General features: G+C 70.2%; 25 protein-coding genes. 14 read left to right on the top strand and 11 right to left on the bottom strand.

Features of this window, described 5'->3' with window-relative positions; all coding sequences use genetic code 11:
• Entirely contained in the window at positions 1-552 is a 552-nt protein-coding gene (locus ABD108_RS14770) for a hypothetical protein (RefSeq protein WP_220657056.1), read from the top strand.
• On the opposite strand, the gene ABD108_RS14765 is transcribed toward ABD108_RS14770, so the two are convergent.
• Entirely contained in the window at positions 506-1,447 is a 942-nt protein-coding gene (locus ABD108_RS14765; protein ID WP_343930675.1) for an SGNH/GDSL hydrolase family protein, read from the bottom strand. The two genes, ABD108_RS14770 and ABD108_RS14765, sit on opposite strands and share 47 nt — an antisense overlap.
• Before the next feature lie 37 nt (positions 1,448-1,484).
• Positions 1,485-2,180, bottom strand: a complete 696-nt coding sequence (locus tag ABD108_RS14760) for a DUF6474 family protein (RefSeq protein WP_305112519.1) — start codon at positions 2,178-2,180, stop codon at positions 1,485-1,487.
• Between the two features lie 96 nt (positions 2,181-2,276).
• On the opposite strand from ABD108_RS14760, the gene ABD108_RS14755 reads away from it, so the two are divergent.
• Positions 2,277-3,830: a TM0106 family RecB-like putative nuclease gene (locus tag ABD108_RS14755; protein WP_220657053.1), complete on the top strand. Its 1,554-nt coding sequence runs from the start codon at positions 2,277-2,279 to the stop codon at positions 3,828-3,830.
• A 24-nt stretch (positions 3,831-3,854) separates the two neighbouring features.
• On the opposite strand, the gene ABD108_RS14750 is transcribed toward ABD108_RS14755, so the two are convergent.
• A complete protein-coding gene (locus ABD108_RS14750) occupies positions 3,855-4,913 on the bottom strand; it encodes a hypothetical protein (protein WP_343930674.1) in 1,059 nt (352 codons plus the stop codon).
• Between the two features lie 192 nt (positions 4,914-5,105).
• On the opposite strand from ABD108_RS14750, the gene ABD108_RS14745 reads away from it, so the two are divergent.
• The 3 genes from ABD108_RS14745 to ABD108_RS14735 all read left to right on the top strand — a co-directional run bounded on the left by ABD108_RS14745 (position 5,106) and on the right by ABD108_RS14735 (position 7,264).
• Complete coding sequence (locus ABD108_RS14745; RefSeq protein ID WP_013124830.1) at positions 5,106-5,591, top strand: helix-turn-helix transcriptional regulator; 486 nt, start codon at positions 5,106-5,108, stop codon at positions 5,589-5,591.
• Positions 5,592-5,654: 63 nt separating this feature from the next.
• Entirely contained in the window at positions 5,655-6,161 is a 507-nt protein-coding gene (locus tag ABD108_RS14740) for a hypothetical protein (protein WP_220657051.1), read from the top strand.
• Positions 6,152-7,264: an MAB_1171c family putative transporter gene (locus tag ABD108_RS14735; protein ID WP_220657050.1), complete on the top strand. Its 1,113-nt coding sequence runs from the start codon at positions 6,152-6,154 to the stop codon at positions 7,262-7,264. Before ABD108_RS14740 ends, ABD108_RS14735 begins: the two co-directional genes overlap by 10 nt.
• On the opposite strand, the gene ABD108_RS14730 is transcribed toward ABD108_RS14735, so the two are convergent.
• From ABD108_RS14730 to ABD108_RS14720, 3 genes are all read right to left on the bottom strand, one after another.
• A complete protein-coding gene (locus tag ABD108_RS14730; protein ID WP_220657049.1) occupies positions 7,265-8,023 on the bottom strand; it encodes an SDR family NAD(P)-dependent oxidoreductase in 759 nt (252 codons plus the stop codon). It lies immediately after the preceding gene.
• A 56-nt stretch (positions 8,024-8,079) separates the two neighbouring features.
• Entirely contained in the window at positions 8,080-8,787 is a 708-nt protein-coding gene (locus tag ABD108_RS14725; protein WP_220657048.1) for a TMEM165/GDT1 family protein, read from the bottom strand.
• Between the two features lie 328 nt (positions 8,788-9,115).
• Positions 9,116-9,583 (bottom strand): hypothetical protein, encoded by a 468-nt coding sequence (locus tag ABD108_RS14720; protein ID WP_343930673.1) that lies wholly within the window; start codon positions 9,581-9,583, stop codon positions 9,116-9,118.
• A 197-nt stretch (positions 9,584-9,780) separates the two neighbouring features.
• On the opposite strand from ABD108_RS14720, the gene ABD108_RS14715 reads away from it, so the two are divergent.
• Entirely contained in the window at positions 9,781-10,716 is a 936-nt protein-coding gene (locus ABD108_RS14715) for a hypothetical protein (protein WP_305112514.1), read from the top strand.
• A gap of 156 nt (positions 10,717-10,872) precedes the next feature.
• Here ABD108_RS14715 and ABD108_RS14710 read toward each other — a convergent pair whose 3' ends face one another.
• Positions 10,873-11,475: a superoxide dismutase gene (locus ABD108_RS14710; protein WP_220657045.1), complete on the bottom strand. Its 603-nt coding sequence runs from the start codon at positions 11,473-11,475 to the stop codon at positions 10,873-10,875.
• 137 nt (positions 11,476-11,612) lie between these two features.
• On the bottom strand, positions 11,613-11,753 hold the full coding sequence (locus ABD108_RS14705; protein WP_220657044.1) for a hypothetical protein: 141 nt from the start codon (positions 11,751-11,753) through the stop codon (positions 11,613-11,615).
• Between the two features lie 281 nt (positions 11,754-12,034).
• Between ABD108_RS14705 and ABD108_RS14700 the strand changes: the two genes are divergently transcribed.
• The 7 genes from ABD108_RS14700 (at position 12,035) to ABD108_RS14670 (ending at position 16,827) form a co-directional block, all read left to right on the top strand.
• On the top strand, positions 12,035-12,433 hold the full coding sequence (locus ABD108_RS14700) for a hypothetical protein (protein WP_220657043.1): 399 nt from the start codon (positions 12,035-12,037) through the stop codon (positions 12,431-12,433).
• 16 nt (positions 12,434-12,449) lie between these two features.
• Positions 12,450-12,869: a DUF2752 domain-containing protein gene (locus ABD108_RS14695; RefSeq protein WP_343930672.1), complete on the top strand. Its 420-nt coding sequence runs from the start codon at positions 12,450-12,452 to the stop codon at positions 12,867-12,869.
• Between the two features lie 34 nt (positions 12,870-12,903).
• Positions 12,904-13,824, top strand: coding sequence for a S49 family peptidase (locus ABD108_RS14690; protein WP_343930671.1), 921 nt, complete (start codon positions 12,904-12,906; stop codon positions 13,822-13,824).
• A 134-nt stretch (positions 13,825-13,958) separates the two neighbouring features.
• Positions 13,959-14,321: a rhodanese-like domain-containing protein gene (locus ABD108_RS14685; RefSeq protein WP_220657040.1), complete on the top strand. Its 363-nt coding sequence runs from the start codon at positions 13,959-13,961 to the stop codon at positions 14,319-14,321.
• A complete protein-coding gene (locus tag ABD108_RS14680) occupies positions 14,321-15,160 on the top strand; it encodes a DUF4328 domain-containing protein (RefSeq protein WP_220657039.1) in 840 nt (279 codons plus the stop codon). The genes ABD108_RS14685 and ABD108_RS14680 overlap by 1 nt, the downstream gene beginning before the upstream one ends.
• Positions 15,145-15,903, top strand: coding sequence for a glycerophosphodiester phosphodiesterase (locus ABD108_RS14675; RefSeq protein WP_343930670.1), 759 nt, complete (start codon positions 15,145-15,147; stop codon positions 15,901-15,903). Before ABD108_RS14680 ends, ABD108_RS14675 begins: the two co-directional genes overlap by 16 nt.
• A 27-nt stretch (positions 15,904-15,930) precedes the next feature.
• A complete protein-coding gene (locus ABD108_RS14670) occupies positions 15,931-16,827 on the top strand; it encodes a DUF5926 family protein (protein WP_220657037.1) in 897 nt (298 codons plus the stop codon).
• Between the two features lie 5 nt (positions 16,828-16,832).
• Here ABD108_RS14670 and ABD108_RS14665 read toward each other — a convergent pair whose 3' ends face one another.
• The 3 genes from ABD108_RS14665 to ABD108_RS14655 form a co-directional block, all read right to left on the bottom strand.
• Complete coding sequence (locus ABD108_RS14665; RefSeq protein WP_220657036.1) at positions 16,833-17,477, bottom strand: TetR/AcrR family transcriptional regulator; 645 nt, start codon at positions 17,475-17,477, stop codon at positions 16,833-16,835.
• 9 nt (positions 17,478-17,486) lie between these two features.
• The gene (locus ABD108_RS14660) at positions 17,487-18,902 is read right to left on the bottom strand and encodes an LCP family protein (protein ID WP_343930669.1); all 1,416 of its coding nucleotides are present in this window, start codon (positions 18,900-18,902) and stop codon (positions 17,487-17,489) included.
• A gap of 122 nt (positions 18,903-19,024) precedes the next feature.
• The gene (locus ABD108_RS14655; RefSeq protein ID WP_343930668.1) at positions 19,025-19,804 is read right to left on the bottom strand and encodes a CPBP family intramembrane glutamic endopeptidase; all 780 of its coding nucleotides are present in this window, start codon (positions 19,802-19,804) and stop codon (positions 19,025-19,027) included.
• Positions 19,805-19,851: 47 nt separating this feature from the next.
• Between ABD108_RS14655 and ABD108_RS14650 the strand changes: the two genes are divergently transcribed.
• A complete protein-coding gene (locus tag ABD108_RS14650; RefSeq protein WP_425579794.1) occupies positions 19,852-21,333 on the top strand; it encodes an NCS2 family permease in 1,482 nt (493 codons plus the stop codon).
• Positions 21,334-21,369 lie beyond the last annotated feature (36 nt).

Genomic DNA, 21,369 nt, shown 5'->3' with positions numbered 1-21,369 from the left:
ATGGACGTCACCTTCATCAAACGCGCGTCGGGCTACGACGTGCGGGTGCGTCGGGACCGCGGCCCGGAACTCGCTCCGCGCGGAGGCCCGGGCGCCAGCCCGACGGTGCCGCACGACGCCGCGCACCTGCTGGTGGAGATCGAGGCCGGGCTGCGCGGCGGCGTCTTCGGCCGGCTCGCCGACGCGAACGGTCTCGACGGCCTGTTCTGGCCCGCGGACCCGGCGCAACGCCGGGCCGCGAGCCGCAAACGCAAGCAGCCCACCGCAGCCCAATCCGCGGATATGGCGCGCTCGGAGTACCTCGCCTCGCTCACCGTCGCCCTGTGGGAGGTGGAGCGCGGGCACCGTGCGCCCGATGCCGCGTGGCCCGGGGCCCTCGGTGACGCCGATATCGCCGCGGACCTGCGGGAGCGGATCTTCGCCCGCTACGACGACTTCGCGGCGCGGTGGCGTGCCCTGCGGGACGGCGGCGAGCTCACCGTCGCCTGGCCCGGACCGGGCGCGGTCAGCGGGGACCGACGGCGGGACCGGAAGCCCGCACGGCGCGGGTGACCGCCGCCGCCACCGCCTCGCCCTCCGCGGGGAACGGGTGCATCCCGGCGGCCCGCGGCACGTCGGTGACGCCGTTGATCCACGGGCGGGTGCTGCACACCTCGTGGCCCCGCGAGGCGGGCTCCATGTCGATGTACTCGACCCGCTCGGTGATCGCGGTGCGCTGCACGGCCCGGTTGAGCCGCTCCGTGAGGATGCTCCGCATCCAGCCGATGCTGGCACTGTGGAACGGGGCGATCGCCCCGCACGTGCGATCGGCGGCGAACACCGCCGGATAGCCCACCAGCAGGATCCGGGCCTGTGGCGACCGATCGCGTACCGCGCGGATGATCCGCTGGTTGGCCGCCGTGATCCGCGCCAGCCGGTCGTCGATGGCACCGTCGGAGAGTTCCGCCGGACGGGAGGCCTGATCGAAGGTGCAGCGCGGGGCCGCCGCGTGCGGCACGCTCGCGCATGCGCGCAGGATGGTCGAGTAGAGGGAGCCGTCGTTCCCGCCCAGCGACACCGTCACCAGCCGGGTCTGCGGGACGATGCCGTCGAGCTGCGCGGGCGCGTCGTAGTACCCGGTCTTCGCGTCACCGGCGCGCTGGCTGGCGAAGGCGTCATCGGTATCGGCGCCACCACAGGTGTTGTCGCGCAACTGCTCCCGCGGGATCCCGAGTGCATCGGAGACCAGCTTCGGGTAGTTGCGCACGGACCGGCCGCACGAGCGCTCCTGCTGCGAGCCGCCCACCGTCGCATCGGCCGGCAGGGACGAGTACGAATCGCCCAGCGCCACGTAGACGGGCGGCGGCGGGGCCGCGTTCGCCGGGACGGCGAGGCCCGCCGCGCAGGCGGCCGCGACAGCCGCGCCCAGACCGAGGAGGGAAGTCCGTACGCGCATCGTCGAAGCCACCCGACGACGGTAACGCCCCCGCGGGCGCCCCGCAGTGCTAGGAGCTGATGCCGAGGCGGTTGAGCAGATCGGCGTCGATGCCGTCGAGCTCGCGGGCGATCGCCTGATGCGCCGGACGGCGCCGCGCCGGCGGCATCGCCTCGGACGCGGTGATCGCGGCCGACAGATCGTCGAGTCGCTGGGCGACCGCGGCGACGAAGGCCTTGGTCTCGGCATCCGGATGCGCGGACGCCAACTGGTCGAGGGAGCGACGGGACGCGGCCACCCGCGCGGCGAGGCCGCCGCCGAAGCCGGCGAACTGGGCCACCTCGTCCACCGGCACACCGAGCCGGGTGGCGCGTGCCGAATCGAGCTTGTTGCGGCCGGCCTGCGCGGCGCGGTACGCCAGCGGCACCACCACGGGCGCGAGCAGGCGCGCGGTGGAGATGTAGCGCTTGAGGCGGGCCTCCGAGAGCAGCTTGCCGTCGACCGCGGCGCGGGCATTGGTCTCGGCGATCTTGAGGTTGAGCTTGTCCGACTTACCCTGCATCCGCGCGATCACCTTCGCGCGTGCCACATCGGACTTCTGCGCGCCGCGCTCGGACTTCACGGCGTTCTTCGCCGAGCGCTTCGCGCTCCTGGCATCGTTCTTCGCGGCCAGCTTCGCCTCGAGCCGCGCCTTCGACTTGAGCGCCTTGGCCTGCGCCTTCCGCTCCGCGCGCGAGGACTTCGCCTTCTTGCCGAACAAACCCATCAGTGCACGTCCTTATAGGTCAGTACTGCTTTCGCCTACAGCATTGCACAGCGTCCGCGTCGTGGTTGTCAGTGCCGCCCGCGATAATGCAATGCAGTGGACATCGACGAGCACATCACGGCACCACCGGTGAGCGCCAGGGCGCTCACCGGATGCCGTCACCGCCTGGCACTCGACGCGCGGGCACCGCTCGCCGATCCCGACCCCTCCATGGCGCTGCGCGTGGAGGCCGCGGCGGTCTTCCGCGCCTCGGTACGCGACCGGCTGGCCGCCGCCGCGGACCTCACGGTGATCGAGCCCGGCGAGGGCGCCGTGACCCGCACGCTGGCGGCGATGGACTCCGGTGCGGAGCGGATCTGGGGCGGCGTCCTGCCCACCGCACACGGCCGCCGCGGGCACAGCGAGCTGCTGATCCGCGTGCGGGACGGCTACCTGCCGGTGATCGTGGTCAATCACAAGGTCTCGGACCCGGGCTCCGGCGCGCTGACCACGCCGTTGGACCGGTGGTCACCGTCGCCGGACGAGACGGTCCGGGCGCGCCAGCACCGGGGCGACCAGATGCGGCTGGCGCACCTGACCCGGATGCTGCAGGACGCGGGCCACGCCTCGACGTCGCTGTCCGGCGGGTCGCTCGGGATCGGCGGTGAGCGGATCGTGGTGCACGATGTGGCGCCGCTGCTGGCCGCCTACGACGAACGCTTCGCGGACCGCCGGGACGTGCTGGCGGGCACCGTGGAGACCGAACCGGTGCGGGTGGCCGAGTGCCGGCGCTGCCCGTGGTGGCCGCAGTGCGAGGCGACGCTCGCCGCGCGGCGGGACGTGAGCCTGGTGGCCGACGGTCGCTCGGCGCCCGGGCTGCGCGAGGCCGGCATCGTCACGGTGGATCAATTGGCCGAGTACACCGGCCCGCAGCCGGAGGACGTGCCCGCGTCGATCGCCGATCTGCGCGCGATGGCCAGGGCCTGGCGCGATGGCCAGGTGCTGGTGCGGCGCCGCCCGGAGGTGAAGGTACGCCGCGCCGATGTCGAGGTGGACGTCGATATGGAGAGCTACCAGGAGTACGGCGCCTACCTCTGGGGCACCTGGCTGCGCCGCGACGGGGTCGAACTGGGATACCGCCCGTTCGTCACCTGGGAGCCGGTGCCCACCACCGACGAGGGGCGTTCCTTCGCCGAGTTCTGGGCCTATCTGATGGACCGCCGGGCGGAGGCACATGCGGCGGGGAAAACCTTTGCGGCGTACTGCTATTCGCAGCAGGCGGAGAACAAGTGGCTGCTCTCCTCCGCCGATCGGTTCGCGGGTGCCCCGGGCGTCCCCAGCCGCGCCGCCGTCGCCGAGTTCATCGCCTCACCGGAGTGGGTGGACATGTTCGACGCCGTGGGCGATGCCTTCCTCTCGCTGGAGGGGCGCGGCCTGAAGAAGGTGGCGCCGGTGGCCGGATTCCATTGGCGCGATGCGGAAGCCGGGGGAGAGGCGTCGATGCTGTGGTACCGCGTGGGCGTCGGGATGGACGCCGGCCACGACGAGGCGGAGCGCGCCGCGCAGCGGCAACGGATCCTGGAGTACAACGAAGACGATGTGCGGGCCACCGCGGCCCTGCGCGCGTTCATGTCCAGTGAAGCGGTGAACGCGCTACCAGTGGTCGACTAGCGGAACGCGCTGCGGCGCAGCGGATCAGGCCTGGGCTTGGCGCAGGTGGGCGCGGCGGAGCGCATCCACGAAGGTGCTGCTCCCCAGCAGGGCGATACCGCCCAGCACCGCGAACAGCGCCGGCGAGAGCTGCCGGGCCGTCTCGGTGGCCACGGGCGTCACCCGCTGGGCGGAGGAGTAGGCCGCGGTGAGGAGTGTGGGCTCGCTGCGCTTGTCGTCCTTGCCGGGCGGTGCCGCATCGTTGCCGGCGTCCTTGTCGGACGCGCCGTCACCGGCGGCGGGGGTGCCGAACTGCACCGGCTGGGGACCCGCGGCGCGCGGACCGGCCGCGACGATCACGGGCGGCAGGAGAACCGGAACCGCGGGGACGGCGACCACGGGCGGCACGACGGGCGCCGCCGCGGGCGCACCGGCCGACGGTGCGGGGGCGGCGTCGCGGCCGCCCGGTGCGGTGGCGGGTGCCGGATTGCCGTTGCGGACGCCTGCACCGCTCGCGGTGGCGCCGCCCTCGCGGACGCCGACGCCCTGGGGTTCGGGGTTGCCCGAGCGGATACCGGCGCCCTGTGCGGCGGGGCTGCCCCCTCCCGAGCTCGGGGTCTCGATCGATGCGCCGCCCGCGGGACCGGTGGCGGCGCCCGTGGAGCCGCCGGTGGATCCGGAGCCCGATCCGGCGGACGAGCCGCCGCCCAGGATGCCTCCGATGATCTGGCCGATGCTGGGCAGGCCGTGCTTGTCCTTGTCGTCCTTGCCCTTGCCGCCCTGGTCTTTGTCGTCCTTGTCCTTGCCGCTCTGGTCCTTGTCGTTCTTGTTCTTGTCGCCCTTGTCCTTGCCGTCGTTCTTCGACGAGCCGGTGGCGTCCTTGTTCGAGTCCTTGATGGAGAACTCCGCAGAGGTGCCGCCGGAGGAGGTGCCGCGCAGGGTGTTGCCGTCGGAGGACGACTCGACGGACGAGGAACCGCTGGAAGACGAGGAGGAGCCGGAATCGGGCTCCGCGAAGGCCGGCGCCGCGGAAATGGTGCCCACGGCGAGCGAGACGATCACGGCGGCACGCAGACGTGCCGAGAGGTGCGTTGGAGCGGACACGCTACCCCTTCCGTTGTATCTGCGCGCGCGTAGGTAACAATACATCACGAGCGCTGCGGACTGATAGTCGATCCCAAAGGGGATGTACCTATTGGCAAACTACGCTATAGTGTGAGGAAGCTTGGACGTCGTGCAATACCGCACTCGGCGGACAGGTGGCAGGTCGTGCCGAAGAGAGAGGGATGGCACAAAGTGGACGCAGGTAACACTAAGTACGACAGCGAGGCTCTGGTCGGCCAGGGTCTGTTCGCGAGTCGGCTCGAGGAGCTGTTCCGTACGGTGCCCGGCCCGAACGGCCGCGCGTTCACCGCGAAGGCCATCGCGCAGCGGTCGACCGCTCTCGGCTTCCGCCTGGGTGAGTCGTACCTGAGCCAGCTCCGGTCCGGCAAGGCGAAGTCGCCGTCGTTCCGCACCGTCGAGGGGATCTCCGCGGCGTTCGGCGTGGACGTGCACTACTTCCTCGAGGACGAGGCCGCACAGCGCACCCGTGACCAGATTCACCTCATGCGGCTGCAGGCCGACACCAAGGTGCAGATGGCCGCGTTCCGCCTGGCAGGGCTCTCGCCCGACTCGGTGAACATGGTCAACGAGCTCATCAAGGTGCTGCGGGTGCAGCAGGGCTTGCCCGCGGACCCGCCCGAGCTTCCCGTAGACTCGCGCGAAGCTGAGGGTCAGTAACCACACCGGAGTCCGATCCGGAGCGGACGCCGCCCCTCATGCGTCGATCGACGGAGGAGGGGCGTGCGTACCGCAAAGGCACTTCGTCGTCTCTGTGAGCGCGAGGTGCGCAGTCTCGACCTCGACCTGCCGTTCGACGCTGTGCAGCTCTGTGAGAAGTACGGACGGCGCCGAGGCCGCGACATCCTCGTGATCAGCCAGCCGCTGCCTGTTGGGATGCCCAACGGGTTGTGGCTCGTGGGCGACGATGCCGATTACTTCTTCTATCAGGCCAACACCTCGCGCACCCACCGTGACCAGATCATCATCCACGAGTTCGGTCACCTCATCGCGGGCCACCAGCACGTCTCCGCCGCCGGCGACGATGCGGCCACGATGCCGCCCGACGAGGCCGCGGCCGCGCTGCACCGCACCTGCTACGACGACGAGAACGAGTGGGAGGCCGAGATGATCGCCTCCATCATCCTCGGCTGGGCCGCACAGGCCGGCGCCACAGCGGGCCGCACCGCCAAACACGACAGCCTGCGCGGTATCCAGCGCGCGTTGGGAGGCCACTCCCGGTGGCTGTGAAGCTCGTCAACGTACTGGGCGTCGCATTCTTCACCATCGTGTTGTGCTGGCGCATCGATCGTCTGTACCGGTCCAAGGCCGGTGTCCAGGCGGTGGCCGTCACCGTGGCCATCGCCGCACTCACCGTGGCCGTCCTGCTGCTCGGCTCGCCCCTCGCGACCACCGTCGACGGCAGCCTCTGGAAGGGCGCCTCCCGGCTCGGCGGATACGTGGGCCTCGCGCTCGGCGTGGCCGCCCTGGCGGTGGCCTTCTTCTACGGCCCCACCGAGAGCGCCCGGCAGAAGCGTGCGGGCATGGAGGCCATCCCGCTGCTCGCCGCCGTGATCGGGCTGTCCGTGGCGATGACGGCGACCCCGCCCTCGATGCGGGACGCGTCCCTGGACTCACTCACCGTGCAGGAGTTGGGTTTCGCGGTCTTCTTCGCCATCGCCGGCGCCTACCTGATGTACGGCCTCGCCGACTGCGTCCTCTCGCTCACCCGGCTGATGCCCTTCGCCGACGGCTACCTCGTGACCTCGCTGCGGATGATGGCGGCCGGTCTCGGGCTCACCGCCCTCGGCTCGCTGACCCAGGTGGTCTTCGTGGTCACCAGCGTGCTGCAACTGGTCTCCTGGCCGGCCCTGCTCACCGTCTCGCAGGTGTGCACCGGCATCGGCATCCTGCTCTTCGTGCTCGGCCTGAGCTACCCCGGCGTACGGGGCTTCTTCATGGAGCTCAAGTACCGCAAGCGGCACCGCGAGGACTACAAGCGCCTCGCGCCGCTCTGGGAACTACTCACCACGGCGGTCCCCGAGGTGGTGCTCGACGCCGGGCGCGCCGGGCGTGATCCGCACGTGCGGTTCCAGCGCCGCGTGGTCGAGATCCGCGACGTGCTGGTGCAATTGAGCCCGTACCTGCCAGACGACTTCGGCGACGGTACGCCGGAGGAGAACGTGCACAACCTGCTCGTCGCCATCGACCTGCGCGCCGAGGCGGGCGGGGCCCCGGCACCGTCGGCCATGGTGCTGCCGCCCGAGGGCACCTCGATAGACGACGACGCCGCCCCGCTCCTCGTCCTCTCGGACGCGGTCAGGGCGACGCCGGCGGATGAACTGCAGATCTAGTTAGCGCGGAGCCATCCGGAGCGCACCGTCCATGCGGATGGTCTCGCCGTTGATGTAATCGTGCTCCGAGAGGAAGTAGGCCAGCTGGGCGTACTCCTCCGGCTCGCCCAGGCGCGACGGGAACGGGATGCCCGCCTCGAGGGTCTGCTTGAACTCCGGGGTCACGCCGGCGAGCATCGGGGTGTTGATGGTGCCCGGGGCGATCGTGTTCACGCGGATCCCGAACTGCGCCAGGTCGCGCGCCGCGGTGATGGTCATCGCGTGCACGCCGCCCTTGGAGGCGGTGTAGGCGATCTGGCCGATCTGGCCCTCGAAGGCAGCCACGGAGGCGGTGTTCACGATGAGGCCGCGGGAGCCCTGCGCATCGGCGGTCTCCTGCTTGCTCATCTGATCGGCGGCCAGGCGCATCACGTTGAACGTGCCCACCAGGTTGATGTTGATGACGGTCTGGAACAGGTCCAGCGCGTGCGGGCCGTTCTTGGACAGGATGCGGCCGGCCCAGCCGACACCGGCGCAGTTCACGGCCACGCGCAGCGGGCCCGCCTTGACGGCCTCGGCGATGGCGTTGTTGACCTCGTCCTCCTTGGTCACGTCCGTCGGCACGAGGTGCACGTTCTCGACGGGGGTGGCCTTGTCGATCGAGGGCTGCAGGTCGAGGCCGAAGACGGTGGCGCCGGCCTCGGCGAAGCGCTTGGCGGTGGCGGCACCGAGGCCCGAAGCGCCGCCGGTGACGATGACGGAGGAGCCGGAGACGTCCATGGCTCGATTCCCTTCTGTATGGCGCCGCCGACTCGGAACGTGGGGCGCGACACACCTCACACTAGTGAATCGGCGTTCTTCACCTGAGCCGGGTCGGCGAGACGGCTCCGGTGCGCCCGGCGCACTACGAACAAGCCGCCCAGCACCGTGACCGCGACGATCGCACCCGTCACGATCCGGGCCACACCGTCGAGCTCCGGCCAGGCCTCGAACAGCAGCCAGCCGCCGAAGGCGAAGAAGAGGATCGTGGCGCCGATCGCGACGGCGCGCTCGGGGAGCTTCGAGCCGAGAACCGCGCCGACGGCGATCGCCAGGGCGTCCGCGGCCACCATGCCGACGGTGGAGCCGAGCCACACGCCGAACCAGTTGTACTGAGTGGTGAGGGTGACGGTGGCCAGCATCGTCTTATCGCCCAGCTCGGCCAGGAAGAAGGCGGAGGTGACCGCGAGGAAGACCGAGCGGGTGACGCGATCGGCGGTGGTGGACTCGTCGTCGGACAGCGCGTCGCCGCGCCAGGTCCAGAAGGCGAAGACCAGCATCGAGATGCCCGCGATCGCGGTGATCAGCTGGGTGGGGATGCTGGACCCCAGCGCGTAACCGATTCCCACCGAGGCGATGTGGACCACGGCGGTCGACAGCGTGATGCCGGCGAGCACGATCCACCATTTGAACTTGGCGGCGAAGGTCATCGCCATGAGTTGCGATTTATCGCCGAGCTCCGCGACGAAGACCACGGCGAAACTGACCAGCAATGCGTTGAGCACGGTGGAACCTCCCGAAAAGACCTGTGCCACACGGATCCGACGATCGGACCGCGCAATGGCACAAAGGTCTCGCCCACCGGTGCGCCGCCGGCGCGAGGTCTCGCGCAGCGACTCGGGTGTCTCCGGTTCGCGGGCCGGGCGGATTCGCCAGTATGTCGACCACGCGATTGGGGGCTACTCCCCTTCGTGCGATTCCCAGAATAGTCGCCGATTGGTGAATCGACAAGTCCTGCTTAAGTTTTGGAAACCGCAAGGGGTTGTTGGCGGGGCCTGTGCGGAGTTTTCGGCTACCCGGAAAGCTGCTGCTCGGGCGGCCTGTCCGCCGAGGTCACTGTCCGGCGGGGTCGCCGCCGACATCGGTGATCAGCCAGCCGCGGTTCTTGTCCAGGGTGATGACGTACTGGGTGGTCATAGTGCGCCCCTGCGGCGCATCCGTGTTCGTGACGTGCACGTTGATGAAGCACTTCGCGCGCCAGACACCGTTGCCCAGGTCCTGGGTCTCGGCGCCGGCGAAGCGGCCGGTCGAGACCCACTGCAGCGGCTGCAGCAGCTGGTTCATCGCTTCCGTGGTGGCGTCGTACTTCGCGGACAGTTCGGGCGAGACGCCCTGCTTGAGGCGCTGCTGCCACGGGCGCAGGTCGCGGTAGTCGAACGTCGATGCGCCCACCGCGTACTGCTCGCAGGCGATGCGGCGCACCGTCTGCGCATCGCCGGGGTCGGCGATCGCGGGCGCGGCGGACCCGAGTGCAACGGCCGCTGTCGCGGCGGCGGTGAGAACGATCGCGGTGCGAGACATGAGAGACCTTTCCGGGATGACGTATTGATTCCTCACGATAGCGAACCATCGTGGACCGGTGCCTCCCGCTCCCGTCTTCTTCTCCCGCTCCCGTTACCCCGGGAGCGAGAGGACGAAACGGGAGCGCGAACGGGGAGGCGTACCTGTCAGGCCCCGGTGGCACCATCGCGACAGGCGACCTTGGGGGAGGTTCGACGATGCCGGACGATGCGGTGCCGGGGTATCGGCACAGGCGGGAACTACTCGCCGTGGGAATGCGCGACAGTGAGATCCGTGCGGCGGTCCACCGGCGTGAGCTCACGCGAGTGTGGGCGGGTGCGTATCACCGAGGGGACGCGCTCGCGCCATGGCGGGAGTTCGCGGTCACGGTTCGCGCGGCGGCCGACCGCACCTCGCGCCGGTTGGTGCTGAGCCACGCCGCGGCCGCCGCGCTGCACGGCATGCAGATCCTCAACAACGATTGGCGGACTGTCGATTTCACCGGTACGGGATCTCGCGGCGGATCCGTCCGGGGAAACCGGCGGGTGCACCTGCGAAGGCTCGATGCCCACGATGTCTGCGAGATCGACGGCTACGCGGTGACCACACTCGCGCGCACCGCGCTCGATCTCGCCCTCGCGGGCACCTTCGAGCAGGCGGTGTGCGCTTTGGATGCGGCGCTGCGGGCCGGTGCTTCGATGGGGGAGCTGGAGGCGGCCGCGGACCGTCTGGGGCGGCGTCGCGGGACGGCGACCTTGCGGGCCGCGTTGCCGGAGGCCACTGCGCTCGCGGAGTCGGTGGGCGAATCGCTGAGCCGGGCCCTGATGCTCCGGTGGCCGGAGATCCCGCGCCCCACGCTGCAGTTCGAGCTGTTCGGCCCGGCGGGCAACCTGGTGGCGCGCACTGATTTCCTGTGGTCGCACCTGGTGGTCGGCGAGTTCGACGGGCGGGTGAAGCTGAGCACCTCCGAGGCGGACCACCAGCTCACCCGGGACAACCTCCTCGTGGAGAACGGTCTCTCGCCGCACCACTGGCGCTGGCTGGAATGCCGCGAGCCGGACCGACTCCGGAATCGACTGCACGCGGCGCTCGGTCCGCGGGGTCTGCTCCTCTCGCGGCGCCTTCCCGCTCCCGTTTCGACATCCCGCTCCTGATGCATCGGGGGCGCGACGAGGAAACGGGAGCGGGAGCGGAAATCAGGTGGGGAGCCAGGGCGCCGGGCCGGACGGTGCGGCGCACCGTCGACACGCCGAAGCCCCGCCGGCGAGGGTGCGCGGGCGGGGCTTCGGACGAGGGCTGCGAGCGGGCTGTCAGGCCTTCGCGGCGGCGTAGCGGGCGGCCACGTCGTCCCAGTTCACAACGTTCCACCAGGCCTTGACGTAATCGGCCTTGACGTTCTTGTACTGGAGGTAGAAGGCGTGCTCCCACATGTCCAGCATGAGCAGCGGGGTGAGGTTGATCGAGATGTTGCCCTGCTGATCGGTGAGCTGCTGGATCACGAGGCGCTGACCGATGTGGTCGTACGCCAGCACCGACCAGCCGGAGCCCTGCAGCGAGTTCGCGACGGCGGTGAAGTGCGCCTGGAACTTATCGAAGCCGCCGAAGTACTCGTCGATGGCCGCGGCGAGATCGCCGACCGGCTTGTCGCCACCGTTGGGCGACAGGTTCTTCCAGAAGATCGAGTGGTTGGTGTGGCCACCCAGGTGGAAGGCGAGGTTCTTCGAGAGCAGCGGCGCCTTGGTGGCGATGGAGCCGTCCTCGCGAGCCTCGGCGAGCTGCTCGAGGGCGGCGTTGGCGCCGGCGACGTAGGCGGCGTGGTGCTTGCTGTGGTGCAGCTCCATGATCTCGCCCGAGATGTGCGGCTCCAGCGCACTGTAGTCATAGTCGAGATCCGGCAGAGTGTAGACGGCCACGGCATTCCCTTCTGTTGCGGGAGCGATCGCCCCCTCGGTGATCCTTCGGTACCGCTCCAGCCTTTCTTATCTGGAATGGTTCCGCAATAAGGACGGACGAATGCGCATCAAGCGCAGTTGAGGTTCGGCGGCGACGGTCAGCGCAGGACGAGAATGAGCACCAGCGCGAGCGCCAGGACGGCCACGGTGATGCTGGTGCGCGTGAGCGACCGGGAGAAATGGACGGTGGTGCAGCGTGCGGAGGAGGTCGCGTGCGAGTGCTCGTGCTCGACAGTCATTCCTCCGCCTCTCCCAGCCCGAGGGCTGTGAATCCCGTCACAGCGTGTGATGTCGACCACCATAGCCGACCTACTCGCGAGTAGGAAATCCGTCGATGCCCACTGGGGTGTGAGTGGCATATGTCTGAAGTTTGTTGTTCACCTATGCTCGTGTGACGAACTAGACGGAGAAGTGGTTTACACCTCCCAACCTGGGATGCGACGAAATGTAGCGATAGAAACGACCTGAATCTCTATCGGAAAAGCTTGGAATCCGGGCCCCCGAGCCGGATCATGGTGGCATGACCGAATACAGCATCGGGGTGCGCGAGCCGTCGCCCCACGCTGGTCGGGCGCACCGTATTCGAACCCTCGTCGGCGGTCGTCAGACCCGCACCGACATCGTGGTGGCGATCACCCTCCTCGCCGTCTCGGTCGGCGCGACCCTCGCGAACCTGTACCTCACCGTGCAGGCGCTCCCGTCCTTCCGGGAATGCGCCGCGATGGCCTGCACCTACGGCCCCCGGTTCGACGTCTTCGCGATCACCTTCGTGGTCTCGCTGCTGGTGGGAACCACCTTCGGTGCGCACGCGGTGCTCAACCTGCTGAACCGTCGCAATGCCTGGGGCTACGCGCTCCTGGACGCCCTGGTCTCGGTGGGCAGCCTCGTGATCGGCCTGATCTGGGTCTCCGCGTTCTGACGCTAGCCTGGAGCGCATGACGGCAAGCAGCAGTCCCGCCGACGGTCGCCTACGCGCCGCCGCCGCGCCGCTGCTGACCGCCTCCGGTGTGGGCGGGCTGGTCCTCGCACTGCATCTGCGCGACCCGCACGTCCAGAACAGCTGGGGCGTGTGTCCGCTGTACGCGGTCACCGGTCTCTACTGTCCGGGCTGCGGCGGCCTGCGCGCCGTCAACGATCTGACCAACTTCGATTTCGCCGCGGCCTTCTCCTCGAATCTGCTGATCTACCCCATCGCCGTTCTCCTGGTGTGGCTGTGGGCGCAGTGGCTGGGGAACCGGGTGGGCTTCCGGGTCCCCTCGCTGCCGAGGAACAAATGGCTGTGGATCGGGCTCGGGGCGCTCGCCGCGGTGTGGACGGTGGCCCGCAACTTCCCGGGATCCCCGTTCGCGCCCTGAGAGCGACCGCCGCACAGGCGCTACCTTCGAGGGTATGAGTGCACTCGTCACGGAACTGCAGGACGCGGCCAAGGCCGCCAGCCATCGGGTGCGCACCGCGCTCGGCCAGGCCGGCGGGGTGGTCCCCGTCGTCCGCCTGGAGGGCCCGATCGCCGCACCCGCCATGTCGGGCGGGCTCAGCAGCCGCGGCGTGCTCAACCTGGCCGGCGTCGAGACGGTGCTGCGCAAGGCCTTCGAGACCGACGATGCGGTGGCCGTGGCCCTCGCCCTCAACAGCCCCGGCGGCTCGCCCGCCCAGTCCGAGCTGATCGGCGCCCGCATCCGCCAGCTCGCGGCCAAGCACGACCTGCCCGTGCTCGCCTTCTGTGAGGACGTGGCCGCCTCGGGCGGGTACTGGCTGGCCTGCGCCGCCGACGAGATCTTCGTGACCAGCACCTCGATTGTCGGCTCGATCGGCGTCATCTCGGCGGGCTTCGGCGCCAAGGAGCTCATCGAGAAGATCGGCCTGGAGCGGCGCGTCTTCACCGCGGGCGAGTCCAAGCACCGCCTCGACATGTTCGAGGACGTCCGCGAAGCCGATGTGGAGTGGCTGCACGGCGTGCAGGGCGATATCCACACGGCCTTCCGCGGTTGGGTCACCGACCGCCGCGGCGCCAAGCTCGGCGACGATCCGCGGCTCTTCACCGGTGAGGTGTGGATCGGCGAGAAGGCCGTGGAGCTGGGGCTGGCCGACGGTGTCGGCACCCTGCGCGGCGTGCTCGCCGAGCGCTACCCGGACGCCGAGGTCGAGACCATGCACACGCCGAAGCCCCTGCTCGCGCGCCTGCTCAGCGGCGGGACCTCGATCGCCGACGGCGGGCTGGCCGGGGCTGCGGCCTCCCTCACGACCGGCGTGCTCGACGGTGCGCTGTCCGGCCTGCAGCGGCGGGGCCTGTGGGCGAGTTACGGTTCGTGATTCCACACGCTCCACAGGGGGCGGAATCCGCGCTGGTGAACGCCGATATGAATGAACCTCAAGCTGTGGATGAGCCTGTGGAAACTGTGGATGAATTCGTTGCCCTCGCAGAAGGTCGTGCCAAACTGGTCCCCATGACGGACGCGCACGGAATCCCCGCCGCCGGCCCCGTGCACGACGGGCTGATCGGGATCGACGCCCTGCCCGCGATCGAGGGCATCACCCTGCTCGACGTGCGCGAACCCGATGAGTGGGACCTCGGTCACGCACCGGGCGCCGTGCACATCCCGCTGATCGAGCTGCCGGCGCGCTTCGGCGAACTCGACCTCGACTCCGAGGTGTACGTGATCTGCCGCGGGGGCGGCCGCTCCGAGAGCGCTGTGCGCTACCTCGAGACCGTGGGTGTGGAGGCCGTGGTCGTCGACGGCGGAATGATCGCCTGGGCCGCGGCCGCGAAGCCGGTCGTGCGGCCGGACGGTGGCCCGGGGGCGGTCTGATGCAGCCCACCGCGCGCACCCAGCCCCCCGGCCGGCGGATCCGCTGGCTGGCCCGGCGCCCACCGGAGACCCTCCCGGTGCCGCGCCGCGCACCGTCGGAACAGGGGCCCACGCCGAAGTACACGGACGTGCCCCGCTGGGGCCTGCGGCAGGAGTTCGCGCCCGCGCCCGTCACCGAACAGGGCCGGCGGGCCGAATCCGCCACGACCGCGCTGGTCTCGGTGCTGCAGGGCACCATCGCGGTGCTGGTGCTCGCGGCGCTGGCCGAGGCCGCCGCGTACCTGTTGCTGGTGATCAACCGCGCCGGACCGATCTCGAAGTACCTGGCCTGGGGTGCCGAGGTCTCCGTGTTCGCCATCGGGTGGCTCGCGGTGATCGCGCTCGTGGTCCTGTACATCGTCTTCGCCCGCTGGCTGCAGGCCGCGCGCGCGGCCGTCTACGGCGAACTCGGCACGCTCGATCCGCGGCCCACCTGGCAGCTGTGGGTGTACTGCCTGGTTCCGGTGGTCAACCTCGTGGCGGCGCCCGTCCTGGCCATGGAACTGGTGGGCGCGCAGGACCGTGTCGCCGGCCGCGCACCGTCGTCGGATGGCCGCCTGGAGTTCATCCGCCGCTGGTGGGCGGGGTGGGTCGCGCTGAGTATCGTCACGCTCGCCTGTGTGGCGTACGCGCAGGCGTCCGGCGGGCTGCAGCACCACGCGGATGCCGTGCTGTACACGGCGATCACGTACGCGCTGGGCGCGGCGTTCCTGGTCGTGACTCTGCGTGTGGTGCGCGCCATCGACGCGGGGCCGGACTCGCAGAAGGACTCTGAGGAGGGCCGATGGTTGGCGGTGTAGCGGGCATCGTGGCGCATCGCGGTGCGAGCGGCGAGTACCCGGAGCACACGATGAGCGCCTTCGAGGCCGCCGTGGCCGAGGGCGCCGACGCGATCGAATGCGATGTCCGGCTCACGCGCGATCACCACCTCGTCTGTGTGCACGACCGCACCGTGGAGCGCACCTCCGACGGCACCGGGGCGGTGTCCGAACTCGACCTCGCCGATCTGCGGGCGATGGACTTCGGCTCGTGGAAGCGGCCCGGCCATCCGGAGTCCGTGGTCACCCTCGACGAGCTGATCGATCTGGCCCGCAGCGCCGATCGGACGCTGTTCGTGGAGACCAAGCACCCGGTGCGGTTCGGCGGGCTCGTCGAACAGAAACTGCTGGCCACGCTGCAGCGGCACGGGCTCTCGCGACCCGGCGACCCGGCCTCCGCGCCGGTGGTGGTGATCTCCTTCTCCGGATCGGCGGTGTGGCGGGTGCGTCGCAATGCGCCCGGCGTCCCCGCGGTCCTCCTGGGCGAGGCCTCCCGGCTGCTGGGCGGCGGAGCGGCCACCGCCGTGCGCGCGCAGGGCATCGGACCGTCGGTGGAATCACTGCGCGAGCGTCCCGACACCGTGGCCAAGGCGCGCGCCGCCGGACGGTTCACCTACTGCTGGACGGTGGACACCCAGGCCGATGTGGCCCTGTGTCACGGCCTGGGCGTGGAGTGGATCGCCACCAATCGCCCGGCCCGCGCGCGGTCCTGGTTGCAGGGCTGACCGGGGCTCTTGGGTACCCTGCGGGGCATGGGTAGACGCGAACGCAATGCCACTCCCCGCGAGGGATCGAACCGCGCCGAGAAGCTCGCCGCGCAGCGTGCACGGTCGGCGGACGACGCCGTGGCCGCGCGCCGCCCGTTCGAGGGCCTCGCCGCCGAGTGCGATCTCGTCGCGCTGCGGCAGTTCGTCCCGAGCGCGACGGCGCCGCTCGCCGTGCAGGGCTCGTCCCGCGACGTCCGGCTGGCGACGGTGCTGCCGGGTGCCTCCTTCGCGCTGGTCCGCGAGGAGTCCGACGGGCCCGTGGGCTACGCCGCGCTGCAGACCTCGGTGCGCCCGGAGGATCCCGCCGCCGCGCTCGCCGGATCGGCCCGGTTCGCCGCCGATACGGCGCCCGGTGAGGCCCTCGCCGAGCCGACCGACGCCGTGCCGAGCGAGGTGCTCGATACCGCGGCGGCGCTGGAGATCACGGTGCACTCCGACTTCGACTGGTGGCTCGCCGGCGAGACCGATGCGCAGACCCGCCAGCTGGTGGAGCACGCGAACTCGCTGATCACGCCCGCCGCCCGGCTCGACCTCGGCGCCGACGGCGTGGGCGCACCCTGGTGGGCCGACACCGGCTCCAAGGCGCACCTGCGCTGGGTGCATCCCGCTCCCGAGGACGAGCTGATGGCCGCGCTGGCACGCGTGCACGCCGCCGGCGGCCTCACCGTGGGCGAGGGCTCGCGGTTCGCCGGCTCGTTCCGCGCCGACGGCCTGCTCATCCCCGTCTTCGACCTCGACCGCGAGTCGCATCCCGACGAGTGGGTGCCGGGCACCGTCGAACTCGCCAAGCGGCTCGCCGAGGCACTCGCGGACGATTCCGAACTGACTGCGGCGCAGCGACGTTCACGTGACGGCCTGCGCGGCCGCCAGGTGTCGATCTAGGCGGACTACCCCAGCTTGCCGGCCAGGTACGCGCGGAGGGTGACCTCCACGTCGTAGGCGTTGATGCCGTCGTCGACGTTGCCGAGCGCCCGCATCAGGCGGTCGCGCTCGGCGACGTGGGCCGGGACCTCGCGCTCGTACCAGGGCGGCGTGGGCCGCTCGTTGCGCATCGCGATGTTGTTGCGCACCACGACCTCGCCGACCACGATCCGCCAGATGCCGAACAGCAGCTGGAGCGAATCGGCCTCGTCGATGTCGAGTTCATCTGTGGTGATGAGGAACTCGTTGAATGCCCACGCGGAGAAGGCGTCGATGATCTCGTCGGCCGAGAGCACGTCGATCACCCAGGGATGCCGGGACAGGTGCGTGATCACCGCCAGGGGCAGCTCCACGAGCCGCTCGCGGGGGTCGGCGGACAGCTCCGGAACGGGCGTGTTCCACGCCTGATGTTCGAGAACGGCTCCCAGCAGGTCGTTCTTGGAATCGAAATAGTGATAGATCCCCATCGCGCTGATGTCCAATCGGGACGCCAGGGCACGCATGGAGAACTTCAGCGGACCATCATTGGTGAGGATGTCCGCCGCCGCGGCAACGACCTGCTCGCGGTTCACCTTGGGGGGACGGCCGATCCGGCCGCGCTCATCGGTCATAGGTTCACCTTATCCGGAATTCGCGGGTGCGCTGAGCAGGCGATCGGGCACCGGTTGATCCGCCGCGATGAGTCCGAAGAACTCGGTGGTGTTCTTGCCCCAGAGGAGCGCATCGCCCTCGTCGGTGTTGCTGCTGCCGCCCGTGGGCGTGGTGGTGGTGACGGGTGAGCTGCTCAGCGCCCATGCCAGGCGCCCCAGGTCCCACAGGTGCGTGTCGGTGTCCACGGTGAGCGCGCCCACGGTGGCATCGGCCAGGCTCCACATCTCGAACGGATTGAGCAGCGTGCTGGGCGATGTCGCCTTCTTGAACAGCGCCGTCATGAACTCGCGCTGGTGCGTCACCCGATCGAGGTCGGCGTTCGGCGTGGCGCGGGTGCGCACGTAGCCGAGGGCCTGCGCGCCGTTGAGCGTCTGGCAGCCGGCCTGCAGCCGGATTCCGGCCTTGGGGTCGTTGATCGGGTACTTCGGGCACATCTCGATGCCGCCGAGGGCGTCCACCATGTTCGCGAAGCCGCCGAAGCCGATCTCCGCGTAGTGATCGATGCGCACCTTGGCCTTCGATTCGAAGGTCTGCACCAGGAGCTTGGGGCCGCCCAGGAAGTAGGCGGCGTTGATCTTGTAGCTGCCCTGTCCGGGGACCGGGACGTAGAGGTCGCGGGGGATCGAGATCAGCAGCGGCGAACCGGACTTGGGGATGTGCACCAGCATGATGGTGTCGGTGCGGGCGCCGCCGAGGTCGCCGCCCGTGGCCAGGTCCTTCTGCTGCTGCGGGGAGAGTCCCTCGCGGGCATCGGATCCCACCAGCAGCCAGTTGGTTCCCGGGGTGTCGGCGATCCGGCCGGCGTAGGCGGCGAGGGAGTCGACCCGGTTGAGTTTGCCGTCGAAGTAGAAGGTGGCGGCCGCGGTGCCCACGATCACCAGGACCAGGAACAGGCTGATCCAGCGCAGCGGATGAAGCCGCCGTTTGCGTGTGACGCGGGGCGTAGCGGCCGGCTTCGGCGCCTCCGGTGCGGCCCGGCGCCGGCTGCGGTCGCGGGGCGGTGGCGGCGGCGGGGGCACCCGGCCGCTGCTTCCGCGCGCGCCCACACTGCTGCCGCGTTCTCCGACGCGACCGGTGCCCCGGCTGCGGCGCTCCGCGCTCGCGGGGATGGGCTCGGGCGTCTGCGGCGGGGCCCAGTCGCCCTGCGGCGGCGCGGGCTGCGGGCGCTCGACCCGGGTGGGTCGCGGCTGCGGAGCCTGCGGACGGAAGGGCTGCTGTCCGCGCGGCGGCTGCGGCGGCTGCTGCGGTCGCGCCTGCCGGGGCGGCTGCGGACGCGGCGGGCCCTGCCGGTTCCCGACGGGGCGCCGGGTCACCGACGGCTCGCCCTCGGGTACCTGGGACCAGGCGAGCGGCCGCTCGTCGCCCCGGGATCGTTCGTCGTTCACGCATTCCGACTGTACGGGCAGTATCTGAGAGATCGGGTGACCCGAATGTCGGGTTTCGCGAGCGTACGAGCCGAATCCTGCCTCGTGAGGGCATGGAACCGGGCGTGCGCCGCGGGTGATCGCTAGCTGAGGAAACCGAGGTGTGATCTGAGCAGCGCGTAGCCGAGGTAGGCCACCACGTCGATCACGAAATGGGCGATCACCAGCGGCCACAGCGTGCGCCACCGGTCGTAGACCGCACCGAAGATCACGCCCATCACCACGTTCCCCAGACCGGCTCCGAACCCCTGGTACAGGTGGTAGCTGCCGCGCAGGAGCGCGGAGGCGGCGATCGTGCCGCCGCGCCCCACCCCGAGCTGTCGCAGCCGGGTCATGAAGTAGCCCACCACCACGACCTCCTCGGCGACGGCGTTGCCGGCGGCGATGAGCACGTAGGTCACCATCCGCCAGCCGGGGTCGCCGCCCGCCGCGGGCAGCACGTTCGCGGTGACGCCCAGCGCACGTCCCGCCACGTAGAGGGCCAATCCGGGGAGGCCGATCAACGCCGCGAGCCCCGTCCCGAGTCCGATGTTCTTGAGCAGCTCGCGCCGGGAGCCGCGCAGCGCGAAGCCCAGATCGGCCACGCCGATGCCTGAGCGCCACAGCAGATAGAGGGCGAGGGCGGCCCAGGCGAACAGCTGCACCGCCGTGAGCGTCTGGAGCAGGAAATCGATGGGGATGTGCGGACTGCGCGAGGGGTTGAGGCTCACCGTCGTGCCGCCCACACCGGGGCCGAGTTGATAGCCGATCAGCCGGATCAGCGAATACATCCCCGACCAGCCGAAAGTCACCAGCAGGACGATGGCGATCTCGGCGCGCAGCGGACCCTTCTCGCTCGCGGGCACGGCTTCGGGGGCGCTCACCGGCCCACTGTATCGGCGTGTCATACGATTGCGCGGTCCCGCTCACGATCGCCGAGGTGAACGCCGTGCCTGCACCTGTCGAGCCCCGCCTGGGGCCTGTCGACCGCTACTTCCAGATCAGCGAGCGCGGCTCGACGATCTCGCGCGAGCTGCGCGGTGGCCTCGTCACCTTCTTCACGATGGCCTACATCGTGGTGCTCAACCCGATCATCATCGGCGGCATCGTGGGCAACAACAAGAACACCGACGTGCTCGGCAACGTGCTGCCCACCGCGCAGGTCGCCGCCGTCACCGCGCTCGCCGCGGGCCTGATGTGCATCGTCTTCGGTGCGATCGTCAACTACCCCTTCGGCATCGCCGCCGGCCTCGGCGTGAACAGCCTGCTCGCGGTGAGCGTCGCGCCGCAGGTCACCTGGCCCGAGGCCATGGGCCTGGTGGTGATCGACGGCATCATCATCGTGATCCTCGGCGTCACCGGCTTCCGCACCGCGGTCTTCCGCGCGATCCCCGCCGAACTCAAGGCCGCGATCGCGGCCGGCATCGGCTGCTTCATCGCGTTCATCGGCTTCGTGGACTCCGGGTTCGTGCGGCGCGTCCCGGACGCCGCGGGCACGACGGTGCCGGTGACCCTGGGGATCGGCAACTCCGTGGCGTCGTGGCCGACGGCGGTGTTCGTCTTCGGCGTGCTGCTGATGGGCATCCTGGTGGTGCGCAAGGTGCCCGGCGCGATCCTGCTGGGCGTGGTGATCACCACGATCGTCGCCCTCGTCGTGCAGAAGCTGACGGGTCTCGGACCGTCGATCAAGGATCCGCACGGCTGGAGCCTGAACATCCCGGAGCTGCCCAGCTCGCTCGGCGGGCTGCCGGATCTGTCGCTGGTGGGCGAGGTGGACATCTTCGGCGCCTTCACCCGGATCGGCGTGCTCGCCGCGTCGGTCCTGGTGTTCGCGCTGGTGCTGTCGAACTTCTTCGACGCCATGGGCACCATCACCGGCATGACCAAGGAGGCCGGCCTGATGAAGGAGGACGGCAGCGTCCCCAACATCGGCAAGGCGCTGGCCGTCGAGGGCGCGGGCGCCATCGTGGGCGGCGGCGCCTCGGCGTCGTCGAACACCGTCTTCGTGGAGTCCGCCGCCGGCATCGCCGAGGGTGCCCGCACGGGCCTGGCGAACATCGTGACCGGCGTGCTGTTCCTGCTGGCGATGTTCTTCACCCCGCTGTACGAGGTGGTGCCGTCCGAGGCCGCCTCGCCTGCGCTGGTGATCGTGGGCGCCATGATGATCGGTCAGCTCAAGGACATCGACTGGACCCAGTTCGGCATCGCGCTGCCCTCGTTCCTCACGGTGGTCACGATGCCCTTCACGTACTCCATCGCCAACGGCATCGGCATCGGGTTCATCACCTGGGTGGTGCTCGCCGTGGCGCAGGGCAAGGCGAAGACGGTGCACCCGCTGTTGTGGGTGGTGGCCGGCCTGTTCCTGGTGTACTTCGCCAAGTCGCCGATCGAGAGCCTGTTCGGCATCGGATAGCTGGTCACCGCAGCAGGTTCGGCGCCATACAATCGC

The sequence above is a fragment of the Tsukamurella strandjordii genome (genome assembly GCF_039525985.1).
Classification (GTDB): domain Bacteria; phylum Actinomycetota; class Actinomycetes; order Mycobacteriales; family Mycobacteriaceae; genus Tsukamurella; species Tsukamurella strandjordii.
Note: the sequence above shows the minus strand (reverse complement) of the source record. Positions and strands in the feature narration are given on the sequence as shown.

What these genes read in the sequence shown, in the direction of transcription:
- ABD108_RS14770 (WP_220657056.1), top strand. Translation starts at nt 1, where the DNA reads ATGGACGTCACCTTCATCAAACGCGCGTCGGGCTACGACGTGCGGGTG.
- ABD108_RS14760 (WP_305112519.1), bottom strand. Translation starts at nt 2,180, where the DNA reads ATGGGTTTGTTCGGCAAGAAGGCGAAGTCCTCGCGCGCGGAGCGGAAG.
- ABD108_RS14730 (WP_220657049.1), bottom strand. Translation starts at nt 8,023, where the DNA reads ATGGACGTCTCCGGCTCCTCCGTCATCGTCACCGGCGGCGCTTCGGGC.
- ABD108_RS14720 (WP_343930673.1), bottom strand. Translation starts at nt 9,583, where the DNA reads ATGTCTCGCACCGCGATCGTTCTCACCGCCGCCGCGACAGCGGCCGTT.
- ABD108_RS14715 (WP_305112514.1), top strand. Translation starts at nt 9,781, where the DNA reads ATGCCGGACGATGCGGTGCCGGGGTATCGGCACAGGCGGGAACTACTC.
- ABD108_RS14705 (WP_220657044.1), bottom strand. Translation starts at nt 11,753, where the DNA reads ATGACTGTCGAGCACGAGCACTCGCACGCGACCTCCTCCGCACGCTGC.
- ABD108_RS14700 (WP_220657043.1), top strand. Translation starts at nt 12,035, where the DNA reads ATGACCGAATACAGCATCGGGGTGCGCGAGCCGTCGCCCCACGCTGGT.
- ABD108_RS14695 (WP_343930672.1), top strand. Translation starts at nt 12,450, where the DNA reads ATGACGGCAAGCAGCAGTCCCGCCGACGGTCGCCTACGCGCCGCCGCC.
- ABD108_RS14690 (WP_343930671.1), top strand. Translation starts at nt 12,904, where the DNA reads ATGAGTGCACTCGTCACGGAACTGCAGGACGCGGCCAAGGCCGCCAGC.
- ABD108_RS14685 (WP_220657040.1), top strand. Translation starts at nt 13,959, where the DNA reads ATGACGGACGCGCACGGAATCCCCGCCGCCGGCCCCGTGCACGACGGG.
- ABD108_RS14680 (WP_220657039.1), top strand. Translation starts at nt 14,321, where the DNA reads ATGCAGCCCACCGCGCGCACCCAGCCCCCCGGCCGGCGGATCCGCTGG.
- ABD108_RS14675 (WP_343930670.1), top strand. Translation starts at nt 15,145, where the DNA reads ATGGTTGGCGGTGTAGCGGGCATCGTGGCGCATCGCGGTGCGAGCGGC.
- ABD108_RS14670 (WP_220657037.1), top strand. Translation starts at nt 15,931, where the DNA reads ATGGGTAGACGCGAACGCAATGCCACTCCCCGCGAGGGATCGAACCGC.
- ABD108_RS14665 (WP_220657036.1), bottom strand. Translation starts at nt 17,477, where the DNA reads ATGACCGATGAGCGCGGCCGGATCGGCCGTCCCCCCAAGGTGAACCGC.